The following is a 13,864-nucleotide window of genomic DNA, read 5'->3' as shown; positions in this document are numbered from 1 at the left end:
ACACCGCCCCTGCCATAGGATGATGGTGCAAAAAGAGCTGTCCACGCCATGCTGTCAGGCAACAAACCGCATCCATTCATTATTCCAGGGAAACCGCCATGCTGATCAAAATCCGTCCAGACCAGATCGATATTCCGCTCGCCTCCGAGATCACGCCGCAAGAGGTCTACGCCTCGCGCCGGGCTTTCATGAGTAAAGTGGCGGCCGGTGCGATCGCCGGCAGCGGCCTGCTCGGCGTGGGTGGCGCATTCGCCCAGCCGGCTACGCGCAAGTTGCCGGCCAGGCTCAACAGCGCCTACGCGGTGATGGACAAGCCGACCGCCTACCAGGACGCGACGACATACAACAATTATTACGAATTCGGCACCGACAAGGCCGATCCGGCACGCACCGCCGGCACGCTCAAGACTTCGCCCTGGACCGTCAGCATCGAGGGTGAAGTGAAAAAGCCGTTCACGCTCGATCTTGACGCGCTGATGAAACTGGCGCCGCTGGAAGAACGCATCTACCGCCTGCGCTGCGTCGAAGGCTGGTCGATGGTGATTCCGTGGATCGGTTATTCGCTGTCGGCGCTGATCAGGAAAGCGGACCCGACCGGCAACGCCAAATACATCGAATTCGTCACGCTAGCCGACAAGAAGCAGATGCCCGGCTTGTCGGACCCCATCCTGCAGTGGCCGTACACCGAAGGCCTGCGCATGGACGAGGCCAATCATCCGCTGACCTTGCTGACCATGGGCATGTACGGTGAAGTGCTGCCGAACCAGAACGGCGCACCGGTGCGGGTCATCGTGCCGTGGAAGTACGGTTTCAAATCGGCCAAATCCATCGTCAAGATCCGCTTCGTCAAGGATCAGCCGAAGACCGCCTGGAACATGTACGCCGCGCAGGAATACGGTTTCTATTCCAACGTCAATCCCGACGTCGATCATCCACGCTGGTCGCAGGCCAGCGAGCGTCGCATCGGTGAAGACGGTTTCTTTGCACGCAAGCGCAAGACGCTGATGTTCAACGGCTACAACGACGTCGCTGGCCTGTACACCGGCATGGACCTCAAGAAGTATTTCTGACGCCGGAGCACGCATGCGATTTTTCACGAATCTGTCGAGCTTGTCACAGCGCCGGGTGCTGCAACTGCGCAACCTGCTGTTCGTGCTGGCGCTGCTGCCGCTGGCGAGGCTGGCGGCGTTCGGCTTCCTCGGCCGGCTGGGCGCCAATCCCATCGAATTCATCATGCGCAATACCGGCGACTGGGCTTTGTATTTCCTCTGCATCACGCTGGCGGTGACGCCGCTGCGCAAGCTGACCAGGTGGAACTGGCTGGTGCGCCTGCGCCGCATGCTGGGCTTGTACGCGTTCTTTTACGTGGCCTTGCATTTCACGATTTTTTTCTGGCTCGATCATTTCTTCGATGTGCAGGAAATGTGGGCCGACATCGTCAAGCGTCCGTTCATCACGGTCGGCGTGCTGGCCTTCGCGCTGCTGATTCCGCTGGCAATTACCAGCACCAACGGCATGGTGCGCAGGCTCGGCGGCAAGCGCTGGCAATGGCTGCACCGGCTCACCTATGTGATCGTACCGCTGGGCGTGCTGCATTTCTGGTGGGTCAAGGCGGGCAAGAACCTGCTGGCGCAGCCGATCCTGTTTTCGGCGATCGTGGCGCTGCTGTTGCTGGCGCGCGTACTGTCGGAAAAGAACCGCGAGCGATTGGCGCAATTGTGGTCGCGGCGCGGCGCCGGCAATACAGAAACTACGGGAACCGTTTTGATGAAAGAAGGTAAATGATGAAAAACATTTTATGCAAATATGCCGTGCCGTTTATGCTTGCCGCTTCGGCGCTGACGATGCCGGCGTTCGCTGCTGAATCCGCATTCAGGATTCCACCGCCGAAGAGCGCACCCGCCAACAATGCTGCCACCGAAACGGTGGTCCTCGCAGGCGGTTGTTTCTGGGGCGTGCAGGCGGTGTTCCAGCACACCCTGGGCGTGACCAGCGCGGTGTCGGGCTATGCCGGCGGCGCCAAGGAAACGGCGCGCTACGAAATGGTCGGTAGCGGTTCCACCGGCCACGCCGAATCGGTCAAGGTCACCTTCGATCCGCGCAAGGTTTCCTACGGCAAGATCCTGCAAATCTATTTCTCGGTGGTGCACGATCCGACCCAGCTCAATCGCCAGGGGCCGGACAGCGGCACGCAATATCGCTCGGCCATCTTCTACCAGAGCGATGAGCAGAAGCGCGTTGCCTCCGACTACATCGCCCAGCTGGATGCGGCCAGGATCTATCCTGCGCGCATCGTCACGCAGCTGACGCCGCTGGCGCCGACGGCGTTTTATGCGGCCGAGGATTACCATCAGGATTTCGCCACGCTGCATCCGACGCAAGGTTATATCGCGCGTTTCGATCTGCCCAAGATCGAGAATTTCAAACAGATGTTCCCGTCCGACTATCGCGCCGCGCCGGTCCTCGTCTCCAGCAAGTGATTTGTCCGCATGCTTCCTTCCGTTCGGAGGGAAGCATGACAAATTTTGTCACCGCTTGATCATCCGTTTAATCCGCTGCGCCTCCTGCACCGAGCGTCAAGGTCGCGCATCGATACGATACGCTGCTGGTGCAGGCGAGGTAATTCAGGCGAGCGTAACCGGAGAAGCGGGGAACAGGTAGCGCCGTTGCATCAGCAGCGGGATGCCGGCGGCGGGGATGGGGTGCGAAATATAGTAGCCCTGGACCTCGTCGCAGCCGAGCGCCTGCAGCAGATGCAATTGTGCTTCGGTTTCCACGCCTTCGGCGACCACGGTCATGCGCAGGGCGTGGGCCATCGATACCATGGCGTTGAAGAGCACCTCGCTCTCGGCGCGCACGCCGAGTTCGGCAGTGAAGGCCTTGTCCACTTTCAGCACGTCCAGGTCGAGGCGCTGCAGTTGCGACAACGACGAATAGCCGGTGCCGAAATCGTCCACCAGCAACTTGATGCCGAGCTGGCGGAACGACGCCAGTTCTTCGGCCACTTCGATGGCGTCGGCCATCATGCAGGACTCGGTCAGCTCGATTTCCAATTGGGCCGGATCGACCGCGTGTTCGGCCAGCGCGGTGGCGATGATGTCGTTGAGATTGCCCTGGTTGAGCTGGCGCGAGGAGACGTTGACCGACATCGGCAACAGCGGCAATCCCGCGATGCGCCATTGCGCCAGTTGCGCGCAAGCCTTGCGGATGATCAGTTCGCCCAGCTTCAGGATCAGGCCGGTCTCTTCCGCCACCGGGATGAATTCGAGCGGCGACACGATGCCGCGCACCGGATGCTGCCAGCGTGCCAGCGCTTCCATGCTGCAGAACTCGCCGGTCATGGTGTTCACGCGCGGCTGGAAGTACAGCACGAACTCGTCGCGCTCGATCGCCAGGCGCAGGGCGTTTTCGTTTTCTATCTTGATTTGCAGCCGCTCGGACAATTGCGGCTGGTAGAAACGGAAGCGTTTCTTGCCTTCCGATTTTGCGGCATGCATGGCGGTATCGGCGTGCTTGAGCAGGGTGTCGACGCTGTTGCCGTCGCGCGGGAAGATACTGATGCCGATCGACAGGTTGATCTGCAGGATGTTCTGGTTGGACAGCATCAGCGGCCGTGAAAATGCCAGCAGGATGCGATCCGCCAGCTGGGCCGCGTCATCGATGCTGCCGCCCTGATGGATCACCGTGAATGAGTCGCCGCTGAAGCGCACCACTTCATGCGGCGCGGGAACCAGTTCGCGCAGCCGCTGCGTCACCGCTTGCAGCAACAGGTCGCCGCTGGAGTGACCTAGTGTGTCGTTGATGTTCTTGAAGTCGTCGAGATCGACGAACAGCACGGCGAACCCGCGACCGTCGCCGGCAGCGTCGTGCAGCAAGCGGTTCAGATAACGGATCACCCAATGGCGGTTGGGCAGGCCGGTCAGTTCGTCGGTATTGAGCTGGTCCAGCAAGGCCAGTTCATGGGCCTTGGTTTCGCTGATATCGCGCACCGTGATGGCCAGGCCGAAGCGGGTGCGCACCATGCGCCGTTGCAACCACGATGCGCCGAGCGGGCTTTCCGGCGGGGTTTCGAATTCGTCTTCGTATTCGCCGTTTTCCATGGCGCTACGGAATGTCCGCATCAGCGTGGCGAAATATTCCGGCGAATAAAACCGCGACATGTGGCTACCGATCAGGTCGGCCTTGTTGATGCCGAAGATGGCGGCGCCGCGTTCATTGCAGTCGAGCACCTGGAAGTCGACAATCTCGCCATCCTTGCCGCGCAACGCCAGCCACATGTAAAAACCGTCGGGACCGCCTTCGGTGGCGATGCCGTAGGCTTCGCGGGCTTTTTCGGTTTCGTGCTTGCGGATCGCCAGCCGCATCGAGAACAGCATGCCGACTAGCGCGCAGAGGGCCAGAAACACCGAGCAGGCGCTGGCGATGAACATGTAATCGGCGGCCCGTTCGCGAAAGGCGGCGTAGACATCGCGCGTCGAGACGCCGACCGCCGCCACCAGCGGATAGCCGCGCACCGTATGCCATGCCACGATGCGTTCTTCGCCGTCGCCGAAGGTGGATCCCGGCATGACCATGGAGGCGTTGGCACCGACCAGCGGCGGCCGTGACTTGAACACCGTCTCCTGTGTCTGCAGCGCGTCCATCGTGCGCGACAGCAGCGGCGTGCCGTCCGGCTGGAACAGCGCGATGAAGTCTTTCTTGCCGAGCGCCGATTCGTCTTGCAAGGGCGCGAGGAAGGCAGGTTCCACCGCGACCATGACGATACCGTTGAAGTTGCCCTCGGCATCGTTGAGACGGCGCGAAAAACGGATCAGCATGCGCTGCGAACGTACGCCGATCGCCGGCTTGCTGATCAGCAAGCTGCCGTGCGCGTGATTCTTGTGGTTGAGGAAATAATCGCGATTGGCGATGCTGGTCAGATTCTGCATCGACAGCGAACTGGTCACGAGCTGGCCGTCGCGATCCGCGATGGTGACGTACAGCAGCGACGAGGTCGGATACAGGCCTTGCCGCTGCTGATCTTCCACGCTCAGATGGCCGTCGGTGTAATTCCAGTAGTACTTCAGGTGCAGGATGATCTGGTCGATCTGGCTGACGGCGCGCGCCAGTTGTTCGGCATACAGCTTCGACTGGACGCTGGCGTCCTGCAGCGCGCTCTTGCCGATTTCCGCTTCGCGGTCGTTGAGGCGCGTCAGCAGCAACCACCACATGACGATTGCCAGGAGGAGGCACCCAATGGGCCAGGCCAGAATGCTGAGGACTTTGGGTAGACGCTTCTTCACTGTCGTTGACTTATAAAATTCTCAAGGTTTCATGAGCGAATCGGTGGCAATACGGCAATTCGGCAATACGTAGTGTGATCGGCGATGCTGGCGCTTTCTTTAGTCCTTTTTTGTTATTTTTTGTTCAAGCAGCTGCTCAGGCAAATGACGGGAACCCTGCTCAAATTATTCTATTTTTGCAAATGATTATATAGAAGCGTTTGCTCGTTCATGCAATTCCAGCATGTCTTGAGGATACTTTTTCAGCTGATTGTCTGGATGTGTTGTCCGCCATATGGGCAGTCGCCACGCGCTCAGAAAAAAGCGAGCCCGGGTAACGGAATCAGGTGTAACTACGGCGCCGGTAGTTTTCGTTTGCAGTTCCAGATGCGCACCCCGAGCGCGCACCAGACCAGGAAGAGAACCATATTGGCCGGCACCCAGACCAGCTGCAGCCAGATGTAGTAACGCATGGCGTCGTTCCAGTGACCTGGATTCTGCATTTCGGCCGCGTCCATCCATGGCGCCGTGCTCAGGGATGCATATTGCGTCCATCCGAGGATGACGGCCATCGGAATCAACAGGAAACTCCAGAAGGAAAAGGTGCGATGCACGTGTACATCGGCATAGGCGGAGTGTTGCATTTCATCGTGACGGCTGCCGCTTGCTTCGTTTGCTGAACATGGCATCGCGTTCATGCGACCGTGCTCATCACAATTATTGTTTTGATTGCTCGTGTTATTTCGCGCATTTGCCACATCGTTCTGCATTGTGCCCCCGCATCTGCAAACTGACTTGATTGAATTTATTCGGTTTCTTATTTCATTCCCGGCGTGACGCCAACGCCGTCATTCCGACAAGCGGAGCAGCACATGCAGCCGGCCGCGGTGCCGTTCGGGCGAAAGGCGCAGCAACAGAGCAGGGACAAACCGGGAAATGGAAAGTCGGACGTACCGCCAGAGCGTCAATGCGCAGGCAAGCGATAGTGTCTCCGGCTGACCGGAGGCCGCCAAATCATGACGAGGCATTTGCGGTTCTCGCTGAGCGCATCCCTGACCGTGGCCGGGATGCATTATTGTGCGACAGGAAAACAAGACGATACGTTTCGTCTCTAATTTTAGGTGCAAAATTCCTAAGGCGCAACAAATCTTGCGAGAATGTTGTTAAATTAATTCTATATTGGTTCTGGCAGGGGTGATGCCGTCGAGCACCAATGCGACGTGCAGGTCGATGTGGCGTTCGTCGATGCCGGCATGGCGCATCAGCATGCGCTGGATGATCGGACCGTATAGCAGGTCAAAGATGACGTCGAAGTCGAGGTCAGGCTTGAATTCACCGTTCTGGATGCCGCGCAACAGGACTTGCTTGGCGGCGTTGCGGCGTGGATCGAGGTAATTGTCGTTGAACAGGCGCATGGTCTCGGCGTCGAATTGCGACAGGCCGATCATTTCGCACACCACACGGCCGGTCTTGCCGCGATACAGCTTGGCCAGCTTGCGGATCTGGTTTTCGATGTCATGGCGGGCAGATTCGGTTTCCGGGAAGGCGACGTTCGGGCCGACTTCACGCAGCAACGCCTCCATGGCCAGCGAACTCTTGTTCGGCCACCAGCGGTAGATCGTTGCCTTGCCTACACCTGCGCGCGCAGCCACGCCTTCAAGCGAGAGCTTGTCGAAGCCGATTTCATCCAGCAGGACGCAAGTGGCGTCCAGGATGGCATCGTGCGTAGCCGGGTTGCGGCGCCTGCCTGTGGCGGGGTCAGGCATGTAGGTGAGAGAAATGATCGTGCTCCAGTGATGGGGAATACAGTCTGTCCACAGCCTATATCGGTCGTCTGTGCGACAACTTGAGAAAGAAACCTCGATCGTTGCCATTTCGACAACATTTTTTTTACATGCGCAGATGGATCAAGGACGTTGGCACGGCGTCAGAAAGCCCCGGCCATCGCTTGGACCAGACTTGCCACAAAGCATTCCCTTGGCGCCAGTCAGCTTTGCGGAATGTGGCGCCTGCAGCCTCAGCGGCGCAGCAGCAGGTTCTTGCCGGTGTTGTTGATGATCAGCAACAAGCCCATCAGGACCAGGAAGCCGGTGAACAGGCCGGTGGCGTTGAGTAGCACATGCGGATAGCCAAGGTCGCGCACGTTGATGAAGGGGTAGGGATAGAAGCCGGAACTACCGCCGCGCCACAGGGTGATGCTCAGGTAGCCGAGCGGGTAGACCAGCCACAGCAGGCATTTTTTCAGGCTGGGCTGGAAGCGCGGGACGAAAAAGATCCAGTAGACCAGCGCCAGCAGCGGCGTCACGGTATGCAGGCTTTCATTGACCAGCGCGCGGAAACCGGTTGGTTGCCACAATTGGCGCAGCAGGAGGTTGTAGGCAATGCCGACGAAGATCATGTACGCCACCACTGCCGTAATAACTTGCGGCTTGCGGAAGAAGCGGCTGGCCGGATTTGTGCCGGGCAGGGCCAGCGCCGAAAAACCCACGGCGCTCAGCAGGATGGTCAGGTTGGTGAGATAGCTCGTCAAACGTTCGATGCCGTCCATGACCGTCATGCCGCGGTCGAGCAGGCGGTCTATGGTGATGTCGGTCTGGGCGCTCAGCGCGAACCAGCTGATCGCGGCGATCAGCAGGGCGAGCATGCAGGAGAGGGTGATCAGTTGCCGGTCGGGAAAGATCTCGGCGGACAGGGTGGGTTCGTTCTTTGGCGTGGACATCGGCGTAGCGGCGGACTGGTGTGGATAAGAAAAGGCAAAAAGGCGTTCAGTCCGGTGGCGGCATGCCGAAGCTATCAAGCGGGAAGCCTCAGAAATCCTTCACTGGAACTTGGGTATTGACCGTCGCAACGAAAACATTGTTCCGGGCCGCTACCTCTGTATGTCGCTCCGCCAGTTCAGCCGCCTCAATGAAAATGAAGTCTTCGTTGCTGTCCGGCACGAGATCCAGCGCCTGCAACAATTGGAACAGCAGCGATGCCGCGATGGGCAATGCGATAGCGCCAATGATAATCCACATGATCCTCTCCTTGTTTAGCACGATAGTGCGAAATTTAGCCAAAAAAGCACACGCGATTTCCGCATGCGGCCTCAGCCGTGATAATTGAAACTGCGGTAAGTCGAAATCAGCCGGTCGTAGGCCGTCTGTACGCGCTCCAGCGCCTGCGGATCGCGCAGGAAACGCGCATCGTGCATCAGTCCGACCATCAGGCAGTACAGTTCGAACACCAACTGCTGCGGATCGGTGTCCGGGCGCAGTTGGCCTTCTTCCAGCGCCTGCTCGATGGTCCGGTGCAGCATGCCGCGCCATTGCAGGATGTTCTTCTTGATGCGGTCGCGCATCGGGCTGTCGAGCACGTCGTCGTATTCAAAGGCGCCGGCGATGTACAGGCAACTGACGTCGTTGTTGGTGCGTTGCAGCCAATTGCGGATCATCTTGTTCAGGCGCGGCAGGCCGCGCGGCAACGCCATCGCAGGCTTGAAAATCTCTTCCACGAAACGCCGGTCGAATTCATCCAGCACCGCCTGTTGCAAGGCTTCGCGCGAGCCGACGCGCGAGAACACGCCGCTCTTGCTGATGTTGAGCCGTTTGGCGACTTCGCCCAGCGACAGCGACTCGAGGCCCTCGTTTGCCGCCATTTCAAGGGCGGTGTCGACGATCGCGGCCAGGGTCAGTTCGCTTTTGGCGGTTCGGGTGATGACGGTATCCATGGTCGTCAATTTAGCACACTAGTGCGAAATGTAAACTGCTTTCAGCCGCGGTTCAGCCGCAATCGTAAAAGTACCGTAGCAGAGCTGTGTCGGACGCAAGGGAAAGATGTTGCGGAGAAAGTTTTTGGCGTTTCCTTGATCAGATGCCGGTCTGAGTTTTCAGGGCTGCCGTCGGGTTATTGCGCATTGAGAATACGCTCCACCCGCTCGGCGCTGGCCGGATGGCTCGACAGGTAGGGCGGCACACCGCCACCGGCAGCTTCCTTCTCGCCCAGCTTCTCGAATACGTACGCCAGCTTCTTGCGGCTGATGCCATTGGCCTTGAACAGCTCCACGGCATAGTCGTCCGCTTCACGTTCGACGTCGCGTGAATATTTCATGTCCAGCAGCACGGTCGGGATATTGGCGATCACCGCCGAGACGTCGCCGAACAAGGCCGTCGCGGCCGCGCCGATGGCCGAGCTCTGGATCAGGCGGCGCATCAGGTGGCGCCGGTGCACGTGGCCCAGTTCATGCGCGAGCACGCCCATGACGGCGTCGTCGTCGTCCAGCAGCGTGACGATCTCGTCGGTCAGCACGATCTGGCCCGACGGTAGCGCTAGTGCGTTCGGCCCGATGCGGCTTTTGCGGAACACGATCTCATAGTGCGGCACGCCTTCGACCTCCGCCGTCAGCGCGCGAAAGCGCGTGGTGATGGCGGTGCGTCGCGCGGCCGGCAACTGCGTCGGCAGCAGGATATGGTCGTCGAGGAAGTCCAGCGCGCCATCGCCGATGCGCTGCTCGACGCTGATCGGCAACGAGCGCGCGACGACTTCCGCCGCCAAGGGCAACAGGTACAGGTAGCCCAGCGCCAGCACCGCCACCAGCGTCGCGGCCGCGGCCAGCGTGGCGCGCCAGTTCTGTTGCATGCGCACTACCAGCGAATCGCGATGTGCGGTGGCCTGCAGCAGGCTGGTGAAGGCGGCGTTGTCCTGGATTTCAAGATAGGCGCCGTCGGGGTAGGTCACTTTGCGCGCCGCCCGGTTGAGCCGCTCGGACACGCGCAGCTGGATGATCGGACACACCCGCTCGGCTTCGCCGCTGATGGTGGCGACGCCGTCGGCCACGTCCAGCGTGACCGCATGGCGACGCGAGGTCTTGCCGTCGAAATAGAACGCTGCAACCTGCATCGCGGCGCTCAAAGCGACAGATCGAAGTCGAGCAGGTCGCTCAGGCCTTCACCGGCGGCGGAGCCTTGCGCCGCATTGTCGGCGATGAACTCGTCGAGATTGCCGGCGGCATGCAGGCTCATCGACTCGATCTTGTAGCGCAGTGCGCGGATCTGCGCGAACGGCGTGAACAATCCCAGCGTCGCCACGATGCCGACGATGTTGGTGAAGGCGATGAACATCATGCGCGGCCAGCGCATCGCGCTATGGAAGCGATGTTCGCCGAGCCGGGTATGGTTCCAGATGAGATTCTGCAGCAGCGTCAGGAACAGCGGATACATCAGGAAGGTCCAGGCGTACAGCGCAAAGAACAGCAGCATGAACGAGAACACGCTGTGCGCGCCGAAATCACGCCCGGCGGCGATCAGGGCGGTGCCGCCCAAAGCCACCACGATCGCGATGAAACCCGCGAGGTAAATCCCGAAGCCGATCAGGTAGGTCTTGTAAAAGCTGCCGACCGAACCATCGAAGGAAAAATGGCTGGCGCCGAAGCGCGATTCATTGTGCTGGAAGCGCTTGATACGCTGATGCGTGAACGGCGTCAGCAGGTACAGCGTCAGCACGGTCAGCACCGGCAGCAGCAGATACGCTTTGTAAGCGCCGCCGGCATTGCCGCGGAAACCGAAACGGATGCCGCGATAACTGGAGTTGTACAGCTTGAACTGCAGGCTGCGCCAGATCAGCCACGGCACCGCCAGCGCAAACACCAGCAGCGCGATCATGCCCAGCAGCGGGTTGTAGCTGAACGCGAACTGGTAACCGAACAGCAGCACCACCGCGACGATGCGGCCCTTGAGGATGGCGATGGGGTTGCCGTGATACTCGAAGCTGGTGCCGGCCACCGTCGTGTTGTCATAAAAATAACGCAGGCGGCGCACCTTGGCCCACGCCGAGTAAATGCCGAAGGTCACCACCGACAGCAGCAGATTGACTATCCATATGCGGAAATATTCGGAGCCGCGTCCGCTGAACGAAAACGCTTCGACCGATGGCCCGGTCTGCGCCGGCAGCAGCGATGCAAAACTGACCGGTTGATTGGGCTCAGGCTGCCCGGGCGGATCGAAAGTGTCGCTCATGTTTACCCCGTTCGTTGTTATGGAAATAGATGGTCGACGTGAGCGATGAGTCCGACGCGTCGTTGAGTGCGCCAAAGAATCTCTTGCGGCATCCAAAAAGTCAAGCCGTTGACGGATCGACGTCAGCGGAGTTGGTGAGGAGGAGCTAAAAAAAGAAGACGCGAAATAAAAATGAAAAGAAGAAAAAAGCTGACGCGAAAAATATGACTGCCGCCCATCGCCTGATGAAAAACCGACGGTGTCGCCGATTGGCGACATCATCCTCATCGTCGAAGATCTATCGTCTTCACAGAGCGAAAACGCAGAATAAAAATGATGAAGCGCGTAGTGGTATTTGCGTGTGGCGAAAATTTTATACGGATTAAAAATGCGCGATGCGAATTCAACCGCGCGAATGTTCCGCAATCTCATTCCACTGTTACAAAATTCTCGTGAACTTTCTATTTCATGATGTGCCGAATCGCCTGATATCGCTGCACAACTCATGTCGTGAAAACGCAAACGGCATCAGCAGTACAGCGATCTCATCCTCCGCGGAGGACAGCGTTCATCATCGCGTCGAAACAGTGCGCCACCATATGAAGATCATGTCCCCGATTTGTTTTATCAGTGCCACGTCTTGCACCGCACATCTATCTTCAGGAGATACCATGCTTCGCTCAGAAACCCTCTTTGGCAAACGAGAAACCAATTCGCCAAATTCCCCTTTCAGCGCCAACAACAACTTGACGCAACCGGGCGTATCCAATGTGTCCAAGACGGCTACTTCGACTTCTGCTTCTTCCGGCTCGCAGTCGAACAACAACTCCGGTTCCAACGAAATGGGCAGCAAGCTGATCGTCGGTCCCAACATCAAATTGAAGGGTGTCGAAATCAACGACTGCGACACGCTCGTGGTCGAAGGCCGCGTCGAAGCGACCATGGATTCGCGCGTGATCCAGATCGCCGAAAAGGGCGCTTTCAAGGGTTCGGCTGAAATCGACCTGGCCGAAATTCGCGGCGATTTCGACGGCGATCTGACCGTACGCCAGAAACTGGTGATCTATTCCAGCGGCCGGGTATCGGGCAAGATCCGCTACGGCAAACTGGTGATCGAAGAAGGTGGCCAGCTCAGCGGCGACGTGCAGGTCGGCGGCAGCGCCGAGCAGCGCGAGCTGTTGCAGGCTAAAACGGCTTAACGGACGCATCAAATTCATCTGGTCGCCTTCACCGCATAAGCGGCGACCGTCAGCTGCTTGCCGCAGGTGCGGCAGCGGCGTGTCCACCTGTGGGCCGTGTTACGGGCTTAGTGCTCAGGACGGCAAGGGCAGCGCCACGCTTTCCGGAATGTTTTGGACGGGTTGCTGGCCTTGTTCGCCTGTTTTTAACGGCTTTTAGACGTTTTTCGTGCTTTCCAGACCCCTGATCCGGGTTTGGTGCTTTGTGCGCGTGCGCCGGGCATGCGACAATAGCGGCTTTTCGCCATTCGGCTGCGTTCTGGAGGTTTCTCCGGGGACTGGCAGCGGGCGACAGTGCTTCGAAGAACGGCTATGACTCACCCGGAATACATCCTCACCATCTCCTGTCTCGACCAGCGTGGCATCGTCCACCGCGTGTCGGGCTTCCTCGCCGATCACGGCTGCAACATCATCGATTCCGCCCAGTTCGGCGACGCCCAGTCGAAGTTGTTCTTCATGCGCGTGCATTTCGCGTCGGAAGACGTCACGGTCAGCGACGAAGTGCTGCGCGCCGATTTTGCGCTGCTCGGCGCTTCGCTCAACATGGATTGGGAATTGCACGATGCCGCCGCCAAGCCGCGCGTGTTGCTGATGGTGTCCAAGATCGGCCATTGCCTCAACGACCTGCTGTTCCGCTACAAGAGCGGCCTGTTGCCGGTGGAAATCCCGGCCATCGTATCCAATCACACCGATTTTTACCAACTGGCGGCAAGTTACAACATTCCCTTCCATCATCTGCCGTTGGCGGCCGGGGCCTCGGAACAGGCCAAGCTGGCGCAGGAAGCGCGCATCCTGGAAATCGTCGAGCATAACCAGATCGACCTGGTGGTGCTGGCCCGTTACATGCAGATCCTGTCGCCGTCGATGTGCGCCGCGCTCAAGGGCCGTGCGATCAACATCCACCATTCCTTCCTGCCTAGCTTCAAGGGCGCCAAGCCGTACTACCAGGCGCACGACCGCGGCGTGAAGCTGATCGGCGCCACCGCGCATTTCGTCACCAGCGATCTCGACGAAGGCCCGATCATCGAGCAGGGCGTCGAGCGCGTGGACCATTCCATGGGGCCGGAAACGCTGACCGCCATCGGCCGCGACATCGAATCGGTGGTGCTGGCGCGCGCGGTGAAATGGTTCACCGAACATCGCATCCTGCTCAACGGCCACAAGACGGTGATCTTCAATTGATCCGGCTGTCCATAGGGTCGTCCTGACCTTGCAAATGAAAAACGCCGGTGCAGATCTCTGCACCGGCGTTTTTCATTACGGCCGCAGGTGGCAATGCACGGGTGATTCGAGGATAATGCGCAGAAAGCAAGAATCTGGCTTTTTTTCGATGATTTTTCGATATTAGTTTCACGCGATCTTCCGCATCATCTTTTATCCCCATTCAGAGAGC

At 59.1% G+C, this 13,864-nt stretch carries 14 protein-coding genes; 5 read left to right on the top strand and 9 right to left on the bottom strand.

All coding sequences use genetic code 11. The annotated features are described in order from the left end of the window. Positions 1-98 precede the first annotated feature (98 nt). From msrP to msrA, 3 genes are read left to right on the top strand one after another with little or no spacing between them, the layout of a single operon-like run. On the top strand, positions 99-1,070 hold the full coding sequence (gene msrP, locus DXT88_RS15860) for a protein-methionine-sulfoxide reductase catalytic subunit MsrP (protein WP_265214898.1): 972 nt from the start codon (positions 99-101) through the stop codon (positions 1,068-1,070). Between the two features lie 13 nt (positions 1,071-1,083). Beyond that, positions 1,084-1,785 carry a protein-methionine-sulfoxide reductase heme-binding subunit MsrQ gene (locus DXT88_RS15855; RefSeq protein WP_265214897.1) on the top strand — a complete coding sequence of 234 codons (702 nt, stop codon included), beginning with the start codon at positions 1,084-1,086 and terminating at the stop codon, positions 1,783-1,785. Positions 1,786-1,820: 35 nt separating this feature from the next. Further along, positions 1,821-2,480, top strand: coding sequence for a peptide-methionine (S)-S-oxide reductase MsrA (gene msrA / locus DXT88_RS15850; protein ID WP_265215241.1), 660 nt, complete (start codon positions 1,821-1,823; stop codon positions 2,478-2,480). A gap of 144 nt (positions 2,481-2,624) precedes the next feature. Here msrA and DXT88_RS15845 read toward each other — a convergent pair whose 3' ends face one another. From DXT88_RS15845 to DXT88_RS15810, 8 genes are all read right to left on the bottom strand, one after another. Further along, entirely contained in the window at positions 2,625-5,210 is a 2,586-nt protein-coding gene (locus DXT88_RS15845; RefSeq protein WP_265214896.1) for a bifunctional diguanylate cyclase/phosphodiesterase, read from the bottom strand. Positions 5,211-5,614: 404 nt separating this feature from the next. Beyond that, positions 5,615-5,950, bottom strand: a complete 336-nt coding sequence (locus DXT88_RS15840; RefSeq protein ID WP_265214895.1) for a hypothetical protein — start codon at positions 5,948-5,950, stop codon at positions 5,615-5,617. 474 nt (positions 5,951-6,424) lie between these two features. Further along, entirely contained in the window at positions 6,425-7,027 is a 603-nt protein-coding gene (locus DXT88_RS15835; protein ID WP_016836492.1) for a TetR/AcrR family transcriptional regulator, read from the bottom strand. Positions 7,028-7,278: 251 nt separating this feature from the next. After that, on the bottom strand, positions 7,279-7,980 hold the full coding sequence (locus DXT88_RS15830; protein ID WP_265214893.1) for a Pr6Pr family membrane protein: 702 nt from the start codon (positions 7,978-7,980) through the stop codon (positions 7,279-7,281). 88 nt (positions 7,981-8,068) lie between these two features. Then, positions 8,069-8,278, bottom strand: a complete 210-nt coding sequence (locus tag DXT88_RS15825; protein WP_265214890.1) for a hypothetical protein — start codon at positions 8,276-8,278, stop codon at positions 8,069-8,071. Positions 8,279-8,349: 71 nt separating this feature from the next. Next, positions 8,350-8,970 (bottom strand): TetR/AcrR family transcriptional regulator, encoded by a 621-nt coding sequence (locus DXT88_RS15820; RefSeq protein WP_265214888.1) that lies wholly within the window; start codon positions 8,968-8,970, stop codon positions 8,350-8,352. A gap of 176 nt (positions 8,971-9,146) precedes the next feature. Then, positions 9,147-10,139 (bottom strand): M48 family metallopeptidase, encoded by a 993-nt coding sequence (locus DXT88_RS15815; protein WP_265214887.1) that lies wholly within the window; start codon positions 10,137-10,139, stop codon positions 9,147-9,149. Positions 10,140-10,147: 8 nt separating this feature from the next. Further along, positions 10,148-11,254 carry a YjgN family protein gene (locus DXT88_RS15810; protein WP_016836499.1) on the bottom strand — a complete coding sequence of 369 codons (1,107 nt, stop codon included), beginning with the start codon at positions 11,252-11,254 and terminating at the stop codon, positions 10,148-10,150. Positions 11,255-11,904: 650 nt separating this feature from the next. Here DXT88_RS15810 and DXT88_RS15805 point away from each other — a divergent pair. Both DXT88_RS15805 and purU read left to right on the top strand, forming a co-directional pair. Next, positions 11,905-12,432: a bactofilin family protein gene (locus tag DXT88_RS15805; protein WP_016836500.1), complete on the top strand. Its 528-nt coding sequence runs from the start codon at positions 11,905-11,907 to the stop codon at positions 12,430-12,432. Positions 12,433-12,783: 351 nt separating this feature from the next. Then, complete coding sequence (gene purU, locus DXT88_RS15800; RefSeq protein WP_016836501.1) at positions 12,784-13,653, top strand: formyltetrahydrofolate deformylase; 870 nt, start codon at positions 12,784-12,786, stop codon at positions 13,651-13,653. Here the strand turns inward: purU and DXT88_RS15795 are convergent. Next, complete coding sequence (locus DXT88_RS15795; protein WP_265214883.1) at positions 13,646-13,855, bottom strand: hypothetical protein; 210 nt, start codon at positions 13,853-13,855, stop codon at positions 13,646-13,648. The genes purU and DXT88_RS15795 overlap by 8 nt on opposite strands. Positions 13,856-13,864 lie beyond the last annotated feature (9 nt).

Source organism: Herbaspirillum lusitanum, assembly GCF_026127345.1.
GTDB classification, from domain to species: Bacteria; Pseudomonadota; Gammaproteobacteria; order Burkholderiales; family Burkholderiaceae_D; genus Herbaspirillum; species Herbaspirillum lusitanum.
This window is presented reverse-complemented; position numbering and strand designations above follow the sequence as displayed.

Coding starts and splice junctions, on each gene's coding strand:
- msrP (WP_265214898.1), top strand. CDS start 99: ATGCTGATCAAAATCCGTCCAGACCAGATCGATATTCCGCTCGCCTCC.
- DXT88_RS15855 (WP_265214897.1), top strand. CDS start 1,084: ATGCGATTTTTCACGAATCTGTCGAGCTTGTCACAGCGCCGGGTGCTG.
- msrA (WP_265215241.1), top strand. CDS start 1,821: ATGCTTGCCGCTTCGGCGCTGACGATGCCGGCGTTCGCTGCTGAATCC.
- DXT88_RS15845 (WP_265214896.1), bottom strand. CDS start 5,210: ATGTGGTGGTTGCTGCTGACGCGCCTCAACGACCGCGAAGCGGAAATC.
- DXT88_RS15840 (WP_265214895.1), bottom strand. CDS start 5,950: ATGCCATGTTCAGCAAACGAAGCAAGCGGCAGCCGTCACGATGAAATG.
- DXT88_RS15835 (WP_016836492.1), bottom strand. CDS start 7,027: ATGCCTGACCCCGCCACAGGCAGGCGCCGCAACCCGGCTACGCACGAT.
- DXT88_RS15830 (WP_265214893.1), bottom strand. CDS start 7,980: ATGTCCACGCCAAAGAACGAACCCACCCTGTCCGCCGAGATCTTTCCC.
- DXT88_RS15825 (WP_265214890.1), bottom strand. CDS start 8,278: ATGTGGATTATCATTGGCGCTATCGCATTGCCCATCGCGGCATCGCTG.
- DXT88_RS15820 (WP_265214888.1), bottom strand. CDS start 8,970: ATGGATACCGTCATCACCCGAACCGCCAAAAGCGAACTGACCCTGGCC.
- DXT88_RS15815 (WP_265214887.1), bottom strand. CDS start 10,139: ATGCAGGTTGCAGCGTTCTATTTCGACGGCAAGACCTCGCGTCGCCAT.
- DXT88_RS15810 (WP_016836499.1), bottom strand. CDS start 11,254: ATGAGCGACACTTTCGATCCGCCCGGGCAGCCTGAGCCCAATCAACCG.
- DXT88_RS15805 (WP_016836500.1), top strand. CDS start 11,905: ATGCTTCGCTCAGAAACCCTCTTTGGCAAACGAGAAACCAATTCGCCA.
- purU (WP_016836501.1), top strand. CDS start 12,784: ATGACTCACCCGGAATACATCCTCACCATCTCCTGTCTCGACCAGCGT.
- DXT88_RS15795 (WP_265214883.1), bottom strand. CDS start 13,855: ATGGGGATAAAAGATGATGCGGAAGATCGCGTGAAACTAATATCGAAA.